The sequence below is a fragment of the Mesorhizobium oxytropidicola genome, from assembly GCF_056174625.1.
Map to the genome: position 1 here is coordinate 1711865 of NZ_CM149692.1, position 12851 is coordinate 1724715.

A 12851-nucleotide genomic window follows, 5' to 3' on the forward strand; every position below is an offset into this window, starting at 1 on the left:
AGCGGCGAATTTACGCCAATCCAGTGCTTATGCTTGAAGCCGCCGTTATTTCATTCCACATCGGTCAGGATGAAGGACGAGGAACGAGAACGGCGTCGGTATCTGCTGTGGGGCATCCCCGCATCGCTGATCCTGCACGTTCTTGTCGCGGCGCTGCTTGTGTATGGCCTGCCCGTGCCTTCCCAACAGCCGCGCGAGGAGGAACCGGTCAATGTCGCGCTCGTCCCTCCGCCCGATCAGCCGAAACCGAAGCCTGCTCCGGCGCCGCCTCCTAAGCCACCGGAACCGAAGGTAGAAAAACCACCCGAACAGAAGGTTGAAAAGCCGCCTCCGCCGGAAAAGCAGGCGCAGAAGCCCTCGCCAGTCGAGGTGCTGAAGCCTGTTTTTCAGTTCGGCGATAAGGATACCGGCCCGAGGAAATCCCTGGATGGGGCGAGCGCTCAGGACAGATCGCCGTCTCCGGCCAAGGATGACGCTTCGAAGCCGCCTGTCGTGCCGAAGCCCGCAGACAGTCAACCTGTCACGCCGGCAGACTCCGAGCAGCAGGCAGCTTCAAGCGCGGAGATGGACAAACAACAGGCCGCTAAACAGGAGGCAGACAAGCAGGCGGCGCTCGACGCCGCCAAGCAACAGGGCGAGGCACCAGCGCCTTTGGCTGCCGATGGCGGCGACGGCGAGATCGAGCTTCCCATGTCGGCCGTAACGCCGCAGCCCAAACCTACAAATGCGCCGAAGCCCAGCCCCTCAAAAGCCTCGAAGTCTGCATCGCGGAACGGTTCGGGCTTTCCGGGTGTTCGCAAGCTCTATTCGCAAGGCGCTACCGGCGATGCACTGGCCACGACCGCGATGGACGCGGTGCCTCGCGGTCAGCGTGCTGCCATACTTTGCGCCAACGCGTTGCAGCAGCAGTTGCTGGATGCCTCTTATTTTCCCAAATGGGTGCCATCTGTTTCGCTGAAAGCTGGCAATATTGTCGACGGCTCGGATGTCGCTTTCAGCACCACAATGACGTGGTACCATCTGAGCTTCCGGTGCGAGGTCGACACCGATGCGACGAGGGTCTTGTCGCTCGACTTCCGTGTCGGCGCTGAGATTCCACGCAGCGAATGGCCGCGGCCTCTCTAGTTTCTGCCAGCCTAGGCCGGCACGCCGAGCCCGGACAATTGCCGGCTAATTTCTTGCCAGTCGGCGCAGACGAAATCGGCACCCGCCGCCGTCAGCCGCGCGGCATGTTCGGCATAGGTGTGGCCGCCGCCGGTGTAGCCGATCGCCGTCATGCCGGCGGCGACCGCGCCCTGGATGCCGAAGGGCGAGTCCTCGATGACGATGCAGTCGGCCGGGGCGACGCCCATCATGGCGGCGGCGAACAGGAAGATGTCGGGCGCCGGCTTGCCGTTCTTGACCATCGAGGAGCTGTAGATCGCCTCGCCAAAGAAACGCGCCAGCCCGGTGACGGCGAGGCTATGGTTTATGCGCTCGACCGACGACGACGAGGCAACGCAGCGGTCGCCCTCGAGCGTTTCCAGAAACGCGGCGATCCCCGGCATCGGTTTCAATTCCTCGGTGAACAGCGCCTTGGTCTCGGCCCAGATGTCGCCGTCGGCGGCGGCGGGAAATTGATGCCCCGTCAACTCCTTGATCCTGGCGATGATGTCGGACTGCTTCATGCCGACGCATTGGGCGATGATGCCGCCATGGACGCCGGGCATGCCGTGCTTTTCATAGACGCGTTCATAGGCCCTAGCGGCCAGCGGCTCGCTGTCGACGAGAACGCCGTCGCAATCGAAGATGATAGGCCTTGGTCGCGCCACGCGCTTGTCTCCTCACGTCAATTTCCGCACATCGCTATCGGCAAAAAATCAAATGTTCAATAGTGCGATGTCTTGATCGCGTTTTGGGCATGAAGCGGCGGGCAGTCAAAGCTGGCGTAGCGCATCGCTTGCGCGGGCGGATCCGAGCGCCCTTTGCATGGCTTGCCGGGACTGTGCGCGGTCCGGCGTGATCCAGTTCGGTTCCGCACCGAGGAAGCGGTCGAGGAAGGCCACCGCGTAGGCCGGCATCTCGGTCACGTTCTCGCGATAGGACCACCAGGTGCGCAGATCGTCGGCGCATTTGTCGATGCTGGGCGCCGTGCCGAACTCCTGCTCGTAGATCGCCGAAATCACCGAGACGCAGTAGTTGGTGTAGAGGAAACCTTCCGGCCAGAAGCGGATAATTTCGAGCGTGCCGGCATTCTGATCCTTTTCGATGAGCTCGGCGAGGCCGGAGATTTCCCTGGCCGGCGCCTGCTTGATTAGCTCGCGCAACACGAGGCCGGCGGCAAAGACGATGAAGTCGGCGCGGTCTATCGCGGCGAAGCGCTTCTGCGCCTCCATGATCTCGACCCAGTCGAGAAAAGCCCTTGTCAACTTCGCCTCGTTGATCTCGAAACGCACGCCGAACGTGTCCGAGACCACCTTGGCGCTGCCGCGAAAGGTGGCGCGGAACCAGCGCAGCTGCCGCAAGCGGTGGCGCAGGTCGGGCATAAGGGCCAGTTCATCCCTGAAGGGCAGTTCCATTGCATGCATCCCGTTTGACGACAGGCTAGCACAACCCTGCAGCCGCCGAAATCGGCAGACGGCCTGTGGATGGCGTGGTGGAGGCCAATATCATACATATTGACATTCGCGGAAACAAATGTTCTCACTTTGCTGTTGTCTCGTGCCGGTCCAAGGTGCGGTTCAACGGAGGCTTCGGGAGGAGAACCGAATGGCGATTTGGCAGTGGGGACTGCTTCTGCTGGTTATTGTGTGGGCGCTGCAGTCGCTCGGCGTCTGGCTGCAGATGCGGCACTATTCGGATGTCTTCCGGGGCGTCACCGACCAGTACAAGGATGGCTTCGTCGGAGCCGGCAATTTTCGCGGCCGGTTGGCCAAGGGCACCATCGCGCTCGTCGTGGTGACGCCTGACCTGATCGTGCGCCGCGTGATGGTGATGAGCGGCCGGTCCGTCTTCACCAAGTTCAAGAGACATCAAGAATTCGAGGGTGTTCCCCTCGATCAACTCCGGTCCAACCCTGCGATCATGGGGGAGGGGGAACCCGGTGTGGCCGAGGCCGTGAAGCGGGCGATCGAACAGATCGACAAAGCACGGTCGGAGCCGGGGAAGAAGCCGGGTCTATCCGGTTTGAACGTAGCAAGGGCCTAGAGGACGCCGCGCACCGACTGGGATAACCGGCGGGCGGCATAAGGAGGAGAAATGTCTGTATTTTCGTTGTTGGCGCAGCATGCCGACATGGCCGTGCACAATCTGCATGTCGCAGGTGCCATGGTCTCGGATGCTGCATTGCATGGCAAGCTCGCCGTCGAGCATGCGTCCGATCATCTCGTTGTCCTGGCGCAAGCAGACAGCGGACCGATCACCGTCGATCAGTTCAAGGAAAAGCTGAAGGAAGTCCAGCAGGAAGAGCAGCTCGGCTGGCTGACCGCCATCGGCAAGTACTTCATCGGCATCTTCCAGAAGGGCGGCGAAGTGTTCGCCGGCTTCGTCACCGGCATCATTCCGACACTGGTGGTGCTGATGACCGCCTTCTACGCCGTCACCGAGCTGGTCGGCGAGGAGCGCGTGCACGGCCTGGCGCGCGGCGCCGGCAGGATTGCCTTGACCCGCTATACACTGCTGCCGCTGCTGGCGGTGTTCTTCCTGACCAATCCGATGGCCTACACGTTCGGATCGTTCCTCGAAGAAAAGCACAAGCCGGCCTTCTATGACGCGGCCGTCTCCTACGTGCACCCGCCGCTTGGCCTATTCCCGCACATCAATCCGGGTGAATATTTCGTCTGGGGCGGTATTCTCGTGGCTCTGCTCGAGCTTGAGAAGAAGGGCGTTGTCGTCGCCGGTTACCACGTCAAGGTGGCGATCTGGTACGCCATTGTCGGCCTCGTCGTCATCCTGCTCAAGGGCATGCTGACCGAGCGCATCACCATGATCATGGCACGCCGCCAGGGCGTCGAGCTGTAAGGGCGGGAGGACATCATGGCCAAGACATTCAAAGCCGTAAAAATCTCCCGGGGCAACACAGGCTGGGGCGGCCCGCTCGTCATCGAGCCGACCAGCCAGCGCGACAAGGTCGTCTCCGTCACCGGCGGCGGCATCCATCCCGTGGCCCAGTTGATCGCCGACATGACTGGCGCCACGGCCGTCGACGGCTTCAAGGCGCCGCCGGTCGAAGGCGAGATGGCAGTGGTCGTCGTCGATTGCGGCGGCACCGCACGCTGCGGCGTCTATCCGCGCAAGCGCATCCCGACCGTCAATCTGACGCCGGTCGGCCAGGCTGGGCCGCTCGCCCAGTTCATCACCGAGGACATCTACGTTTCGGGCGTGAAGCCGGCCAACGTCACAATGGCTGACGGATCCGAGGCGGTCACCACTGCGGGGGGAGCAGCATCGATGAGTTCAAACAACAACAACGCTGCCGCGGCACCACAGTCGCTGCCGAGCGAAGGCGGGCTGATCGGCCTGATCAGCTCGATCGGCCGCGTCATGGGCCGGGTGGTCGGCATCTTCTTCAATTCCGGCCGCCGCACGATCGACCAGGTGGTGCGCAACGTGCTGCCGTTCATGGCCTTCGTGACCATGCTCATCGGCTTGATCCTCTACACCGGCATCGGTGACGTGCTCGCCCAGCCGATGGGTCCGCTAGCCAACAACATCGTCGGCCTGCTGATCATCTCGGCCATTTGCGGCCTGCCGTTCCTGTCTCCCATCCTCGGGCCAGGCGCCGTCATCGCGCAGGTCATCGGCGTGGCGATCATCGGCCCGCAGATCGCCAACGGCACGATTTCACCGGCGATGGCCCTGCCGGCGCTGTTTGCCTACAACACGCAGGTGGGCTGCGACTTCGTTCCCGTCGGCCTGGCGCTCGGCGAAGCCAAGCCGAAGACGATCGAAATCGGTGTCCCGGCGGTGCTCATCAGCCGTCAGATCATGGGCCCGGTCTCGGTGCTGATCGCCTGGGTCGTCAGCCTGATTGTGTTCTAAAAGCAATTCCAGGAAAAGTGTCAGCGGTTTTCCGTCAGGAATTGCGTCAAAACAAAGAGATAGAGCGGTTCGCCGTTTCCGTGAAAACGGTGAGCCGCTCTAAGGAAAGTTGAAAATGAGGTTCGCCATATGACGGTTCTGTTGAGAACACGGGTCACTGCCATCGGGCCCGAAGTGGCGGATCTTGCCGAAGGGGGCGTGGTCATCCTGTTTGCGGATGGCTCGCCGCCGGAGCTTGCCGAGGTTTCGGTGCTCCACAAGACGGAGCTCGGACCCAGCGACGGCGCGCCGCAAAAGGGCGCGTCGATCACCCTTGGTCCGGTTTCCGCTGTTATAACCGCCGTCGGCTCCAGCGCGTGGAGCAAGGTGCTCGAGATGGGCCACGTCGTCATCTCGTTCAACGGCGCCACCGAGGCCGAGAGGCCGGGCGAAATCTGTGCATCGCAGGTCGACGCCCAAGCGCTCGTGGCCGCCCTGAAGACAGACGCGATCATCACCATCGCCGCCTGAAGCATTCGCGCCGCTGCCCGTCTGGTCACGGCGCTAGGAAAAGCAGAGTATTTGCCATGGAACGCTCGACCATCGTCAGAGTGCATGAAGGTTTGCACGCCCGTCCCGCCACGCGCTTCGTCAAGCTCGCCAAGGGCTTCGAATCCGATGTCGAACTGGTCAAGGACGGCAAGGCGGTCAGCGCCAAGAGCTCCGTCAAGCTGATGCTGCTGGCGGTCAAGGAAAACCAGGAAGTCACCGTGCGGGCCAACGGCGCCGACGCCATCGAGGCGATCGAAGCGCTGATCGGCTATCTGGAAAACCCCAAGGCGGGCCTCGACGATGAAGCCGAGCCGCACAGCCCGGCCAATGATGCCGGCCAGGAAACGGCACCCGCACCGGTGCTCCAATCCGTGCCCGGTCAGGCAAACGGCTTGCGCGGTGTCGCCGCCAGCGAGGGCGTCGCCATCGGGCCAGCTTTCGCACATTTCCCGCCTGACATCGCCGGACAGGGCCGCCTGTTGCAGGCTGACGAAATCGCCGGCGAGATCGACAGGTTCCGTACCGCCGTCGCCGCCGTCCAGGCGCGCATGGACCGAGCCTTGGCGCAGGACAGCCTGTCCGCGGGAGACCGGGGCATCGTCGCGGCACTCAGGGATATCGCCGCCGACGACAGCCTGACCGGCGAGGCCGAAAAGGCGATCAAGGGCGGCAATGATGCGGTCTCGGCCGTCATCACCGCAGCCGCCACCATCGCCGCCGATTTCAACGCCGTCGACGATCACTATCTCAATGCCCGGGCGGACGATGTCCATGCCGTGGGGCGGCAGATCTGCCTGGTGCTGCTCGGCCAGGACGACGTCAGCCTCGAAAACATCCCCGAAGGCGCCATTCTGATCGCCGACGACATCGGCGCCTGGGATCTGGCGCGCGCGCCGCTGAAGCGCATTGGCGGCGTCATTTGCGGCCATGGCGGCGCCACATCGCACATCGCCATCATCGCTCGCTCGCATGGTATTCCGGCGGTGTTGGGCCTTGGCGACCAGGTCAATGCCTTGCGCACCGCGCGCGACGTGGCGCTTGACGGCAACACCGGCCATGTGATCATCGACCCGGACGCGGCGACGCGCGCCGATTACGCGGGCCGTGTCGAGGCGGCGGCCAAGGAACGCGCCGGCCTGACCGCCTTCAAGACGGTGACACCCAAGCGCGCCGACGGCAAGGTGATCGAGGTCGCGGCCAATATCGGCTCACTGGAGGAGATCGAGGCGGCGCAGGAAGCCGGCGCCATGGGTGTCGGCCTGTTCCGCACCGAGCTACTGTTCATGCGCCACATGCACCTTCCCTCGGAAGACATGCAGGCCGAGACCTATGCGGCGTTGGCCAAGGCCTTTGCACCCTATCCGGTCATCGTGCGCACGCTCGACATCGGCGGCGACAAGCCGATTGCCGGCATCGAGTTCCCCGACGAGGAGAACCCCTTTCTCGGCTGGCGCGGCATCCGCATGTGCCTCGACCGGCCCGATATCTTCAAGCGCCAGCTCAGGGCGCTGCTGAGGGCCGCTGTGCACGGCAACATCAAGGTGATGCTGCCGATGGTGTCCGATATTTCCGAAGTCACGCGCACCCGCGCACTGGTCGACGAATGCGCTGCCGAACTCAAGGCCGAAGGCATGGCGCATGCGACGTTCGATCTCGGCGTAATGATCGAAACCCCGGCCGCCGTGTTGATCGCGCCGGCGCTGGCCAGAGAGGTGGCCTTCTTCTCGATCGGCACCAACGACCTGACCCAGTACATCATGGCCGCCGACCGGCTCAACCCGACCGTCGCCAAGCTCAACGACGTCACCAATCCGGCGGTCATGTCGGCGATCGAGTTGACGGCCAAAGCCGGCGTCGCCGCCGGCATCATGGTCGGCATGTGCGGCGAGGCCGCCGGACGGCCGGATTTGATCCCGGCCTTCATCGAGATGGGCCTGACCGAGCTTTCGATGAGCCCGGCCTCGATCCAGCGCGCCAAGAAGACGATCACGGCCATGGCAACCGGGGACTAGTCCCCGACAGCTGCCGGAGCTACGGCAAATGCGCAAGCAAGGTGGCAAAGACCGGCGTCAGTTCCTCGACCGGGCTTGCCTTGGCGCAGGCCTGCACAATGCGGTCGTGACGGATATCGGCGGCCAGGATGGCGATCTCCAGCATGTCCGGCTCCGGCGCGCCGTCGCGGCCGGTTGTCGCCAGGCCGCAGGCCAGAACGACCGGCGCCAGGCAGCTTATGTCGGGCGCCCGTTCGCCTGCCGTTTCCGGCGCGGCTTCGGCAAAGCGCACCGGTCGCTGGTTGAGCAACTCGACCAGCAGCGCCGCGCAGGTGGCCGCGATTGCCTGCAGTCCGGCAGCTCCGGGCATGGCCAGGGCAGCCAGCAGATCGCCATGGCGCTTGCGCATCGTGGCATGCGCGGCGGCGAAATCGGCTTCGTGGATGCGGGCATTGTCGATCTTCAGCCCGGCCAGCACCGCCTTGGTCAGATAGTACATGTCGCGCCGGAACAGGCGCTCGGCGCTCAACTGCTGGTCTTCGTTTCCGGCCGGGAAATAGGTGCCGAGGCCTTTCACGGTCGTGCCGTCCACCTTGATCGGGCGCTCATGCGGGACGAAGGATTCGGCGATCGACAACGCTTCGTCGACGGCGCTCGCGGCATGGCTGAGCAGGCCCTCGATGCCCTTGCCCGGAAATGGCGGCAGATGGCTGGTCGCTTCGCGCAGGACGCTGGCGTCGCCGCTGCCGTCATGGCGGCTCTGGCGGATGATGTCGCGGACTTCCCGCAACCGGTCCTTCAGATTGACGCGGACGTCTTCGGAGATTTGTCGGAGCATCGCGGATCGCCTCGAAAGTGCCATGGAGGGCGGCCAGCAGGGGGCCGGCCACCAACTCTACATTGTTCCTATCGATTGGTAGATCAATAGGCGATACTAGGCCAGCACGCAGAATCGGCGACGGCGCGCTCGTCCGTCGCCGCGGGGGAGGGATGATTTGGCCAGGCGACGACAAACCGGAGAGGGGCGTGCCGAAGAGGGGTGGGCGGGAGCCGAAACGACCGAACAGGTCGCTAGTGAAAGCCGGACGGACCGCCTCAGGATCCGGGCCGCCTGGATGTATTTCGTCGAGCAGATGACACAGAACGAGATCGCCGATGTGCTCGGCGTCGGTCGCGTCACCATCGTGCGCATGCTGGCCGAGGCGCGGGCGCGCAACGAGGTGAAGATCACCATCGAGAGCGAATTGTCGGAGATTGTACGGCTGGAGCGCGCCTTGGAACGGACGTTCGGCCTGCAGCAGGCACTGGTGGCGCCGCTCACGGCGCCCAATGCCGATCCGATCCCGGCGATCAGCGCCAAGACCGGGGCTTTCCTGTCCGACACGATGAAGTCAGGCATGCGTGTCGGCGTCGGCTGGGGCCGGACGCTGTTCTCCAGCCTGCCCTTCATCAGCGCCAAATCGCTCACGGACTTCAAGGTCATCTCGCTGCTGGGCGGTGTCGGCGTCGTGCGGCGCTACAACCCGGCCGAGTTCGCCTGGCGCTTCGCCCAGATATTCCAGGGCGACGGCTATCTGATCCCGACGCCGGCCGTCGTCGACAGCGTCGAGACGAAGATCGCGCTGGTCGAGCGCTGCGGCCTGCAGGAGGTTTTTGAGATGGCCAACGTGCTCGATGCCGTTCTGCTGAGCGTCGGTGGCATTGCTTCGGCCACCACCTTCTCGCGCGGCGGCTTTCTCAGGGAAGCGGACCGGGAGGCCCTGCTCGAGCGTGGTGCCGTCGGCGACCTTCTGTTCCATTTCTTCGACCGCAATGGCGATCTGGTCGATCATCCCGTCAACAGCCATGTGATGTCGGTGGAGGTCGACCGTCTGCGCGCGGCGCCAATCCGCATCCTCACCTCCGGCGGCGAGGAGAAGACCGAGGCGCTGCTCGGCGCCATGAACCTGATCGCGCCGACGATCCTGATCACCGATGAGGAAAGCGCAAGGCGTATGCTCGAGGCGGTCAGCGCAAGCTGAAGGATCCCGTGATGTAATCGGGCCAGGCCTGCTGCTCGTCGAAAACGGCGGCGAGATCCGGTGTGTCCGCCAATATTCCGCCGAGCACCAGCGCCGTGGCGACGCCGGCGCCGTTGCCGCCCGCTATGTCATGCTCGACGCTGTCGCCGACGCAGACCACGCTGCCACGCTCAGGCTCGCCGGCCAACGCCAGGGCGGCATCGAAAATCGCCGGATAGGGCTTGCCGATGCGGGTGACACTGCCGCCCAGGCTTTCGTAGAGATCGGCGATCTCGCCGGCGCCGAAGCGCGGTCCGACCGCCGTCAGCATGATCCTGTCGGGATTGGTGCAGAAGCACGGTACCTGCCGCGCCGCTGCCCGGGCAAGTAGTTCGCGATAATGGTCGAGGTCATGGCGGTCGCCCTCGCTGGCCGAGATCAGCACCAGCTCGGCGTCTTCACCGGCCTCGGTCAGCACGAAGGGCAGGTCTTCGATCGCCGTGCGGTCGTTGTCGCGGCTGATCAGCAGGCATTTTGTCCCCGGGCGCAGCTTTCCCGATGCCGCCATGTCATTGAAGGACCGCCACGCCACCTCGCCGGACGACACAAAATGGTCCCAGCTGCCGGCGGTGAAGCCGAGTTTCAGCAGGCGGTCCTCATTGGGCCTGGCGCGCTTGCCGGAATTGGAGACCAGCACCACCGTCTTGCCGGCGCGCTTCAGTTCCGACAACGCCTCCACCGCGCCGGGATAGGGAGCCTGGCCGTCATGCAGCACGCCGAACTGGTCGAGCAGGAAGACCTGGTATCGCTCAGCCAGCGGTCCGATGCCGTCGAGGCGTTCGATTGTTTTCGCGCTCATAGCAGTCCCGCCTTGCTTGCACCCTTCAGCGCCAGCCGCGCCGTGCCGGCGGCCGCCTCGTCGGAAAGCGTGGGCAGGAAATCGACGCCGAGCTTGCGTTGCCGGATCGCCGTCCAGGCCGCATTTGCTGCGCCGCCGCCGACACTCCTGACCGAGGTCAGCGCCGGTGCGCCGAGTTCGGCCAGCCTGCGATAGCCGAGTGCCTCGATCGCGGCGATGCCTTCGAGCATCGCCTTGAGATAGTCGGCATCGTCAGCCGGCCTTGGGGTAAGGCGCGGCGGCAGGGCGGGATCGGCGATCGGGAAGCGCTCGCCAGCCGTACCGAGCGGATAGTAGTCGAGGCCGGTTTCTGTCGTGGGGTCGATCGCGGTACTCAGCTCGATGATCCGCGCCAGTGAAAAATGCTGCGCCAGCACCTTGCCACCGGAATTCGACGCGCCACCCGCCAGCCAGGTGTCGCCGAGGCGATGGCTGTAGATGCCGAAGCGCGGTGCCGAGATCGGCCGGTCGGAGAGGATCTTGATGGTGAGCGAAGATCCCAGTGCCGTGACGCCGTCGCCGGCGGCCGTGGCGCCCGTCGCCAGGAACGAGGCGCAGCCATCCGTGGTGCCGGCGACCACGACCACATCGCGCGGCAGACCGAAAAGCTGCGCGGCAGCGGCAGTGAGCGTGCCGGTGACATCGCTTGGTTCGACGACATCAGGCAATAAATCCATGCGCATGCCGGTGGCCGCGATCCAGTCCGGCCAGCTGCGCGCCTCGATGTCGTAGCCTGTCTTCAGCGCATTGTTCTCGTCGCTGACGTCGAAGCGGCCGGACAGATTGCCGGCGATCCAGTCTGCCTGGTGCAGCACGGCTGCGATGCCGGGCAGATGCTGGAACCGCAGGGCCTTGGCGAGGCCTGAAGTCGCGCCGTGCGCGGCACTTGCCTCAGGCGCCTCGCGGGCGACGGCGGCCAGGATGTCGGCGTCGTCGACCTTGTCGTTGTACATCAACGGTTCGGCCAGCGGCCGCCCGGCGGCGTCGACCGGCAGCAGCGTGCCTGACGTGCCGTCGATGGCGATGGCGCGGACCTCGGCACGGTCGATGCCCGAAAGCAGCTCCGTCAGAGCCGTCTGCACGGCTTGCCACCACGCCGAGGGGTCTCGGGGATTTTGGCCAAATCTGTCGAGCCGGACAGCGGACTGGCCGGCAATGGAAAAATCCGGGCGCATGGCGACGGCGCGCGCGCCCGACGTGCCAATGTCGATGCCGATGACAAGGGGCATCATGTCTTCAATCCTTTGCTAGCCGCCGGCGGCATTGAGCTTCTGGCGATACTGCTCGGCGTCCCAATTGACCAGTTCATCATTCTCGGCGGCGGTGAGATAGTTCAATCGTGCCGCGACATCGACGCGTGCTGTCACGTCGCCGAGGCAGCGTTGCATGGCATCGGCTCCGGCGCTGGCGTCGCCGCGCATCAGCACGCCGGCGCCCGGAAACAGGATCGCCACAGGCAGTGCGCCGAGCCGCGCGGTGACGCTGGCCGCGTTCTCGCCCGGCTTGGCCACCACCGAACCCTGGCCGAGGAAGATGACATGGTCCGGATAAAGGCTGCCGGCCTCGGCCATGCGGCGGCTTTCCGCATCGAGCGCGACCGCATGCGCTTCGGCATCCGCCGGCAATCGATAGACGCTGTCGCCGGCAAGCGCCGTCAGGGCCGCGATGTCGGGCGCTGCAGTCGCACGCGCCGGCCGTGCCAGCAGCGAGCGGACGCGGTGGAGCAGCCGCTCCGCCTCGGCGACGGTTTCGGCGGCGACGACCAGTCCGTGATTGCCGAGGATCAGCACGTCGACACCAGGCCGCAGTTTCTCGGCAATGCCGCGGGCAAGCGGCAGGCCCGGCCGGAAGTAGGGCACATAGGCCCATTCGATGCCGGCGAGCCGCCTGGTGACCTCGGCCTCGCCATCGGCCTGCACGGCAAGCGAAATCGTGTCGACGCAGTGGACATGCAGCACCACCCGTTGCGGCATCAAGGCATGCACCGTGGTTTCGATCGACGGGCGCAGGCCGCGCGGATTGAGTTCATCGATGGCAAAGGCCTGCGGCTTGTCTGCGGCCGGATCGCGTTTTTCGACCGCCTTGAGCAGCGGCGCCATCGCCACCGGCACCATGATGTCGTGGGTGAGTGCATCCTTCAGCCAGGTGCCGGAGGCTTTGATCCACAGCGTGTCGCCAGCCTTGAGCGAGGTGTTGCCGCCCGCCGCCTGGGTCATATGCGGGTCCAGTCCAATGCCAGCCGAAAGCGCCCGCAAGGCTGCCAGTTCCTGCGCATCAGCTTGGGTTGCCATGGCGCCTTTCCTTTAACGCTTGCGCGAAATCCCGTCGCCCGGGCCGCTGTTGGCGCTGATATCGCAGATATGAGTGATCTACGTCAACAGTGATCTACTATCGTCAAAACTGGCTTGCAAT

At 64.7% G+C, this 12851-nt stretch carries 13 protein-coding genes; 7 read left to right on the forward strand and 6 right to left on the reverse strand.

Going from position 1 to position 12851, the window contains the following annotated elements; translation table 11 throughout:
• Positions 1 to 69 precede the first annotated feature (69 nt).
• Positions 70 to 1125, forward strand: coding sequence for a DUF930 domain-containing protein (locus tag AC0V8S_RS08570; protein ID WP_475438592.1), 1056 nt, complete (start codon positions 70 to 72; stop codon positions 1123 to 1125).
• 11 nt (positions 1126 to 1136) lie between these two features.
• Here AC0V8S_RS08570 and AC0V8S_RS08575 read toward each other — a convergent pair whose 3' ends face one another.
• Together AC0V8S_RS08575 and AC0V8S_RS08580 are read right to left on the reverse strand one after the other, a co-directional pair.
• Positions 1137 to 1811, reverse strand: a complete 675-nt coding sequence (locus AC0V8S_RS08575; RefSeq protein WP_475437420.1) for an HAD family hydrolase — start codon at positions 1809 to 1811, stop codon at positions 1137 to 1139.
• A 105-nt stretch (positions 1812 to 1916) separates the two neighbouring features.
• Complete coding sequence (locus tag AC0V8S_RS08580; protein WP_475437421.1) at positions 1917 to 2558, reverse strand: hypothetical protein; 642 nt, start codon at positions 2556 to 2558, stop codon at positions 1917 to 1919.
• Positions 2559 to 2748: 190 nt separating this feature from the next.
• Here AC0V8S_RS08580 and AC0V8S_RS08585 point away from each other — a divergent pair, with 190 nt between their 5' ends.
• The 5 genes from AC0V8S_RS08585 (at position 2749) to ptsP (ending at position 7562) form a co-directional block, all read left to right on the forward strand.
• Positions 2749 to 3186: a transcriptional regulator GutM gene (locus AC0V8S_RS08585; RefSeq protein WP_475437422.1), complete on the forward strand. Its 438-nt coding sequence runs from the start codon at positions 2749 to 2751 to the stop codon at positions 3184 to 3186.
• A gap of 51 nt (positions 3187 to 3237) precedes the next feature.
• Entirely contained in the window at positions 3238 to 3999 is a 762-nt protein-coding gene (gene srlA / locus AC0V8S_RS08590) for a PTS glucitol/sorbitol transporter subunit IIC (RefSeq protein WP_095201367.1), read from the forward strand.
• A gap of 15 nt (positions 4000 to 4014) precedes the next feature.
• Positions 4015 to 5019, forward strand: a complete 1005-nt coding sequence (gene srlE, locus AC0V8S_RS08595) for a PTS glucitol/sorbitol transporter subunit IIB (RefSeq protein WP_475437423.1) — start codon at positions 4015 to 4017, stop codon at positions 5017 to 5019.
• Between the two features lie 129 nt (positions 5020 to 5148).
• A complete protein-coding gene (locus AC0V8S_RS08600; protein WP_183463622.1) occupies positions 5149 to 5529 on the forward strand; it encodes a PTS glucitol/sorbitol transporter subunit IIA in 381 nt (126 codons plus the stop codon).
• A gap of 56 nt (positions 5530 to 5585) precedes the next feature.
• Positions 5586 to 7562: a phosphoenolpyruvate--protein phosphotransferase gene (gene ptsP, locus AC0V8S_RS08605; protein ID WP_183463620.1), complete on the forward strand. Its 1977-nt coding sequence runs from the start codon at positions 5586 to 5588 to the stop codon at positions 7560 to 7562.
• Positions 7563 to 7581: 19 nt separating this feature from the next.
• Here the strand turns inward: ptsP and AC0V8S_RS08610 are convergent, their stop codons facing one another.
• Positions 7582 to 8379: a hypothetical protein gene (locus tag AC0V8S_RS08610; protein ID WP_183463618.1), complete on the reverse strand. Its 798-nt coding sequence runs from the start codon at positions 8377 to 8379 to the stop codon at positions 7582 to 7584.
• 157 nt (positions 8380 to 8536) lie between these two features.
• On the opposite strand from AC0V8S_RS08610, the gene AC0V8S_RS08615 reads away from it, so the two are divergent.
• On the forward strand, positions 8537 to 9562 hold the full coding sequence (locus AC0V8S_RS08615) for a sugar-binding transcriptional regulator (protein ID WP_183463616.1): 1026 nt from the start codon (positions 8537 to 8539) through the stop codon (positions 9560 to 9562).
• Here the strand turns inward: AC0V8S_RS08615 and AC0V8S_RS08620 are convergent.
• From AC0V8S_RS08620 to AC0V8S_RS08630, 3 genes are read right to left on the reverse strand one after another with little or no spacing between them, the layout of a single operon-like run.
• Positions 9549 to 10400 carry a TIGR01459 family HAD-type hydrolase gene (locus tag AC0V8S_RS08620; RefSeq protein ID WP_475437424.1) on the reverse strand — a complete coding sequence of 284 codons (852 nt, stop codon included), beginning with the start codon at positions 10398 to 10400 and terminating at the stop codon, positions 9549 to 9551. The two genes, AC0V8S_RS08615 and AC0V8S_RS08620, sit on opposite strands and share 14 nt — an antisense overlap.
• Positions 10397 to 11671 (reverse strand): FGGY-family carbohydrate kinase, encoded by a 1275-nt coding sequence (locus tag AC0V8S_RS08625; protein ID WP_475437425.1) that lies wholly within the window; start codon positions 11669 to 11671, stop codon positions 10397 to 10399. Before AC0V8S_RS08625 ends, AC0V8S_RS08620 begins: the two co-directional genes overlap by 4 nt.
• Before the next feature lie 15 nt (positions 11672 to 11686).
• The gene (locus tag AC0V8S_RS08630; RefSeq protein ID WP_475437426.1) at positions 11687 to 12730 is read right to left on the reverse strand and encodes a class II aldolase/adducin family protein; all 1044 of its coding nucleotides are present in this window, start codon (positions 12728 to 12730) and stop codon (positions 11687 to 11689) included.
• Between the last annotated feature and the right edge of the window lie 121 nt (positions 12731 to 12851).

Coding starts and splice junctions, on each gene's coding strand:
- AC0V8S_RS08610 (WP_183463618.1), bottom strand. CDS start 8,379: ATGCTCCGACAAATCTCCGAAGACGTCCGCGTCAATCTGAAGGACCGG.
- ptsP (WP_183463620.1), top strand. CDS start 5,586: ATGGAACGCTCGACCATCGTCAGAGTGCATGAAGGTTTGCACGCCCGT.
- AC0V8S_RS08600 (WP_183463622.1), top strand. CDS start 5,149: ATGACGGTTCTGTTGAGAACACGGGTCACTGCCATCGGGCCCGAAGTG.
- AC0V8S_RS08585 (WP_475437422.1), top strand. CDS start 2,749: ATGGCGATTTGGCAGTGGGGACTGCTTCTGCTGGTTATTGTGTGGGCG.
- AC0V8S_RS08630 (WP_475437426.1), bottom strand. CDS start 12,730: ATGGCAACCCAAGCTGATGCGCAGGAACTGGCAGCCTTGCGGGCGCTT.
- AC0V8S_RS08625 (WP_475437425.1), bottom strand. CDS start 11,671: ATGATGCCCCTTGTCATCGGCATCGACATTGGCACGTCGGGCGCGCGC.
- AC0V8S_RS08620 (WP_475437424.1), bottom strand. CDS start 10,400: ATGAGCGCGAAAACAATCGAACGCCTCGACGGCATCGGACCGCTGGCT.
- srlA (WP_095201367.1), top strand. CDS start 3,238: ATGTCTGTATTTTCGTTGTTGGCGCAGCATGCCGACATGGCCGTGCAC.
- AC0V8S_RS08580 (WP_475437421.1), bottom strand. CDS start 2,558: ATGGAACTGCCCTTCAGGGATGAACTGGCCCTTATGCCCGACCTGCGC.
- srlE (WP_475437423.1), top strand. CDS start 4,015: ATGGCCAAGACATTCAAAGCCGTAAAAATCTCCCGGGGCAACACAGGC.
- AC0V8S_RS08570 (WP_475438592.1), top strand. CDS start 70: ATGAAGGACGAGGAACGAGAACGGCGTCGGTATCTGCTGTGGGGCATC.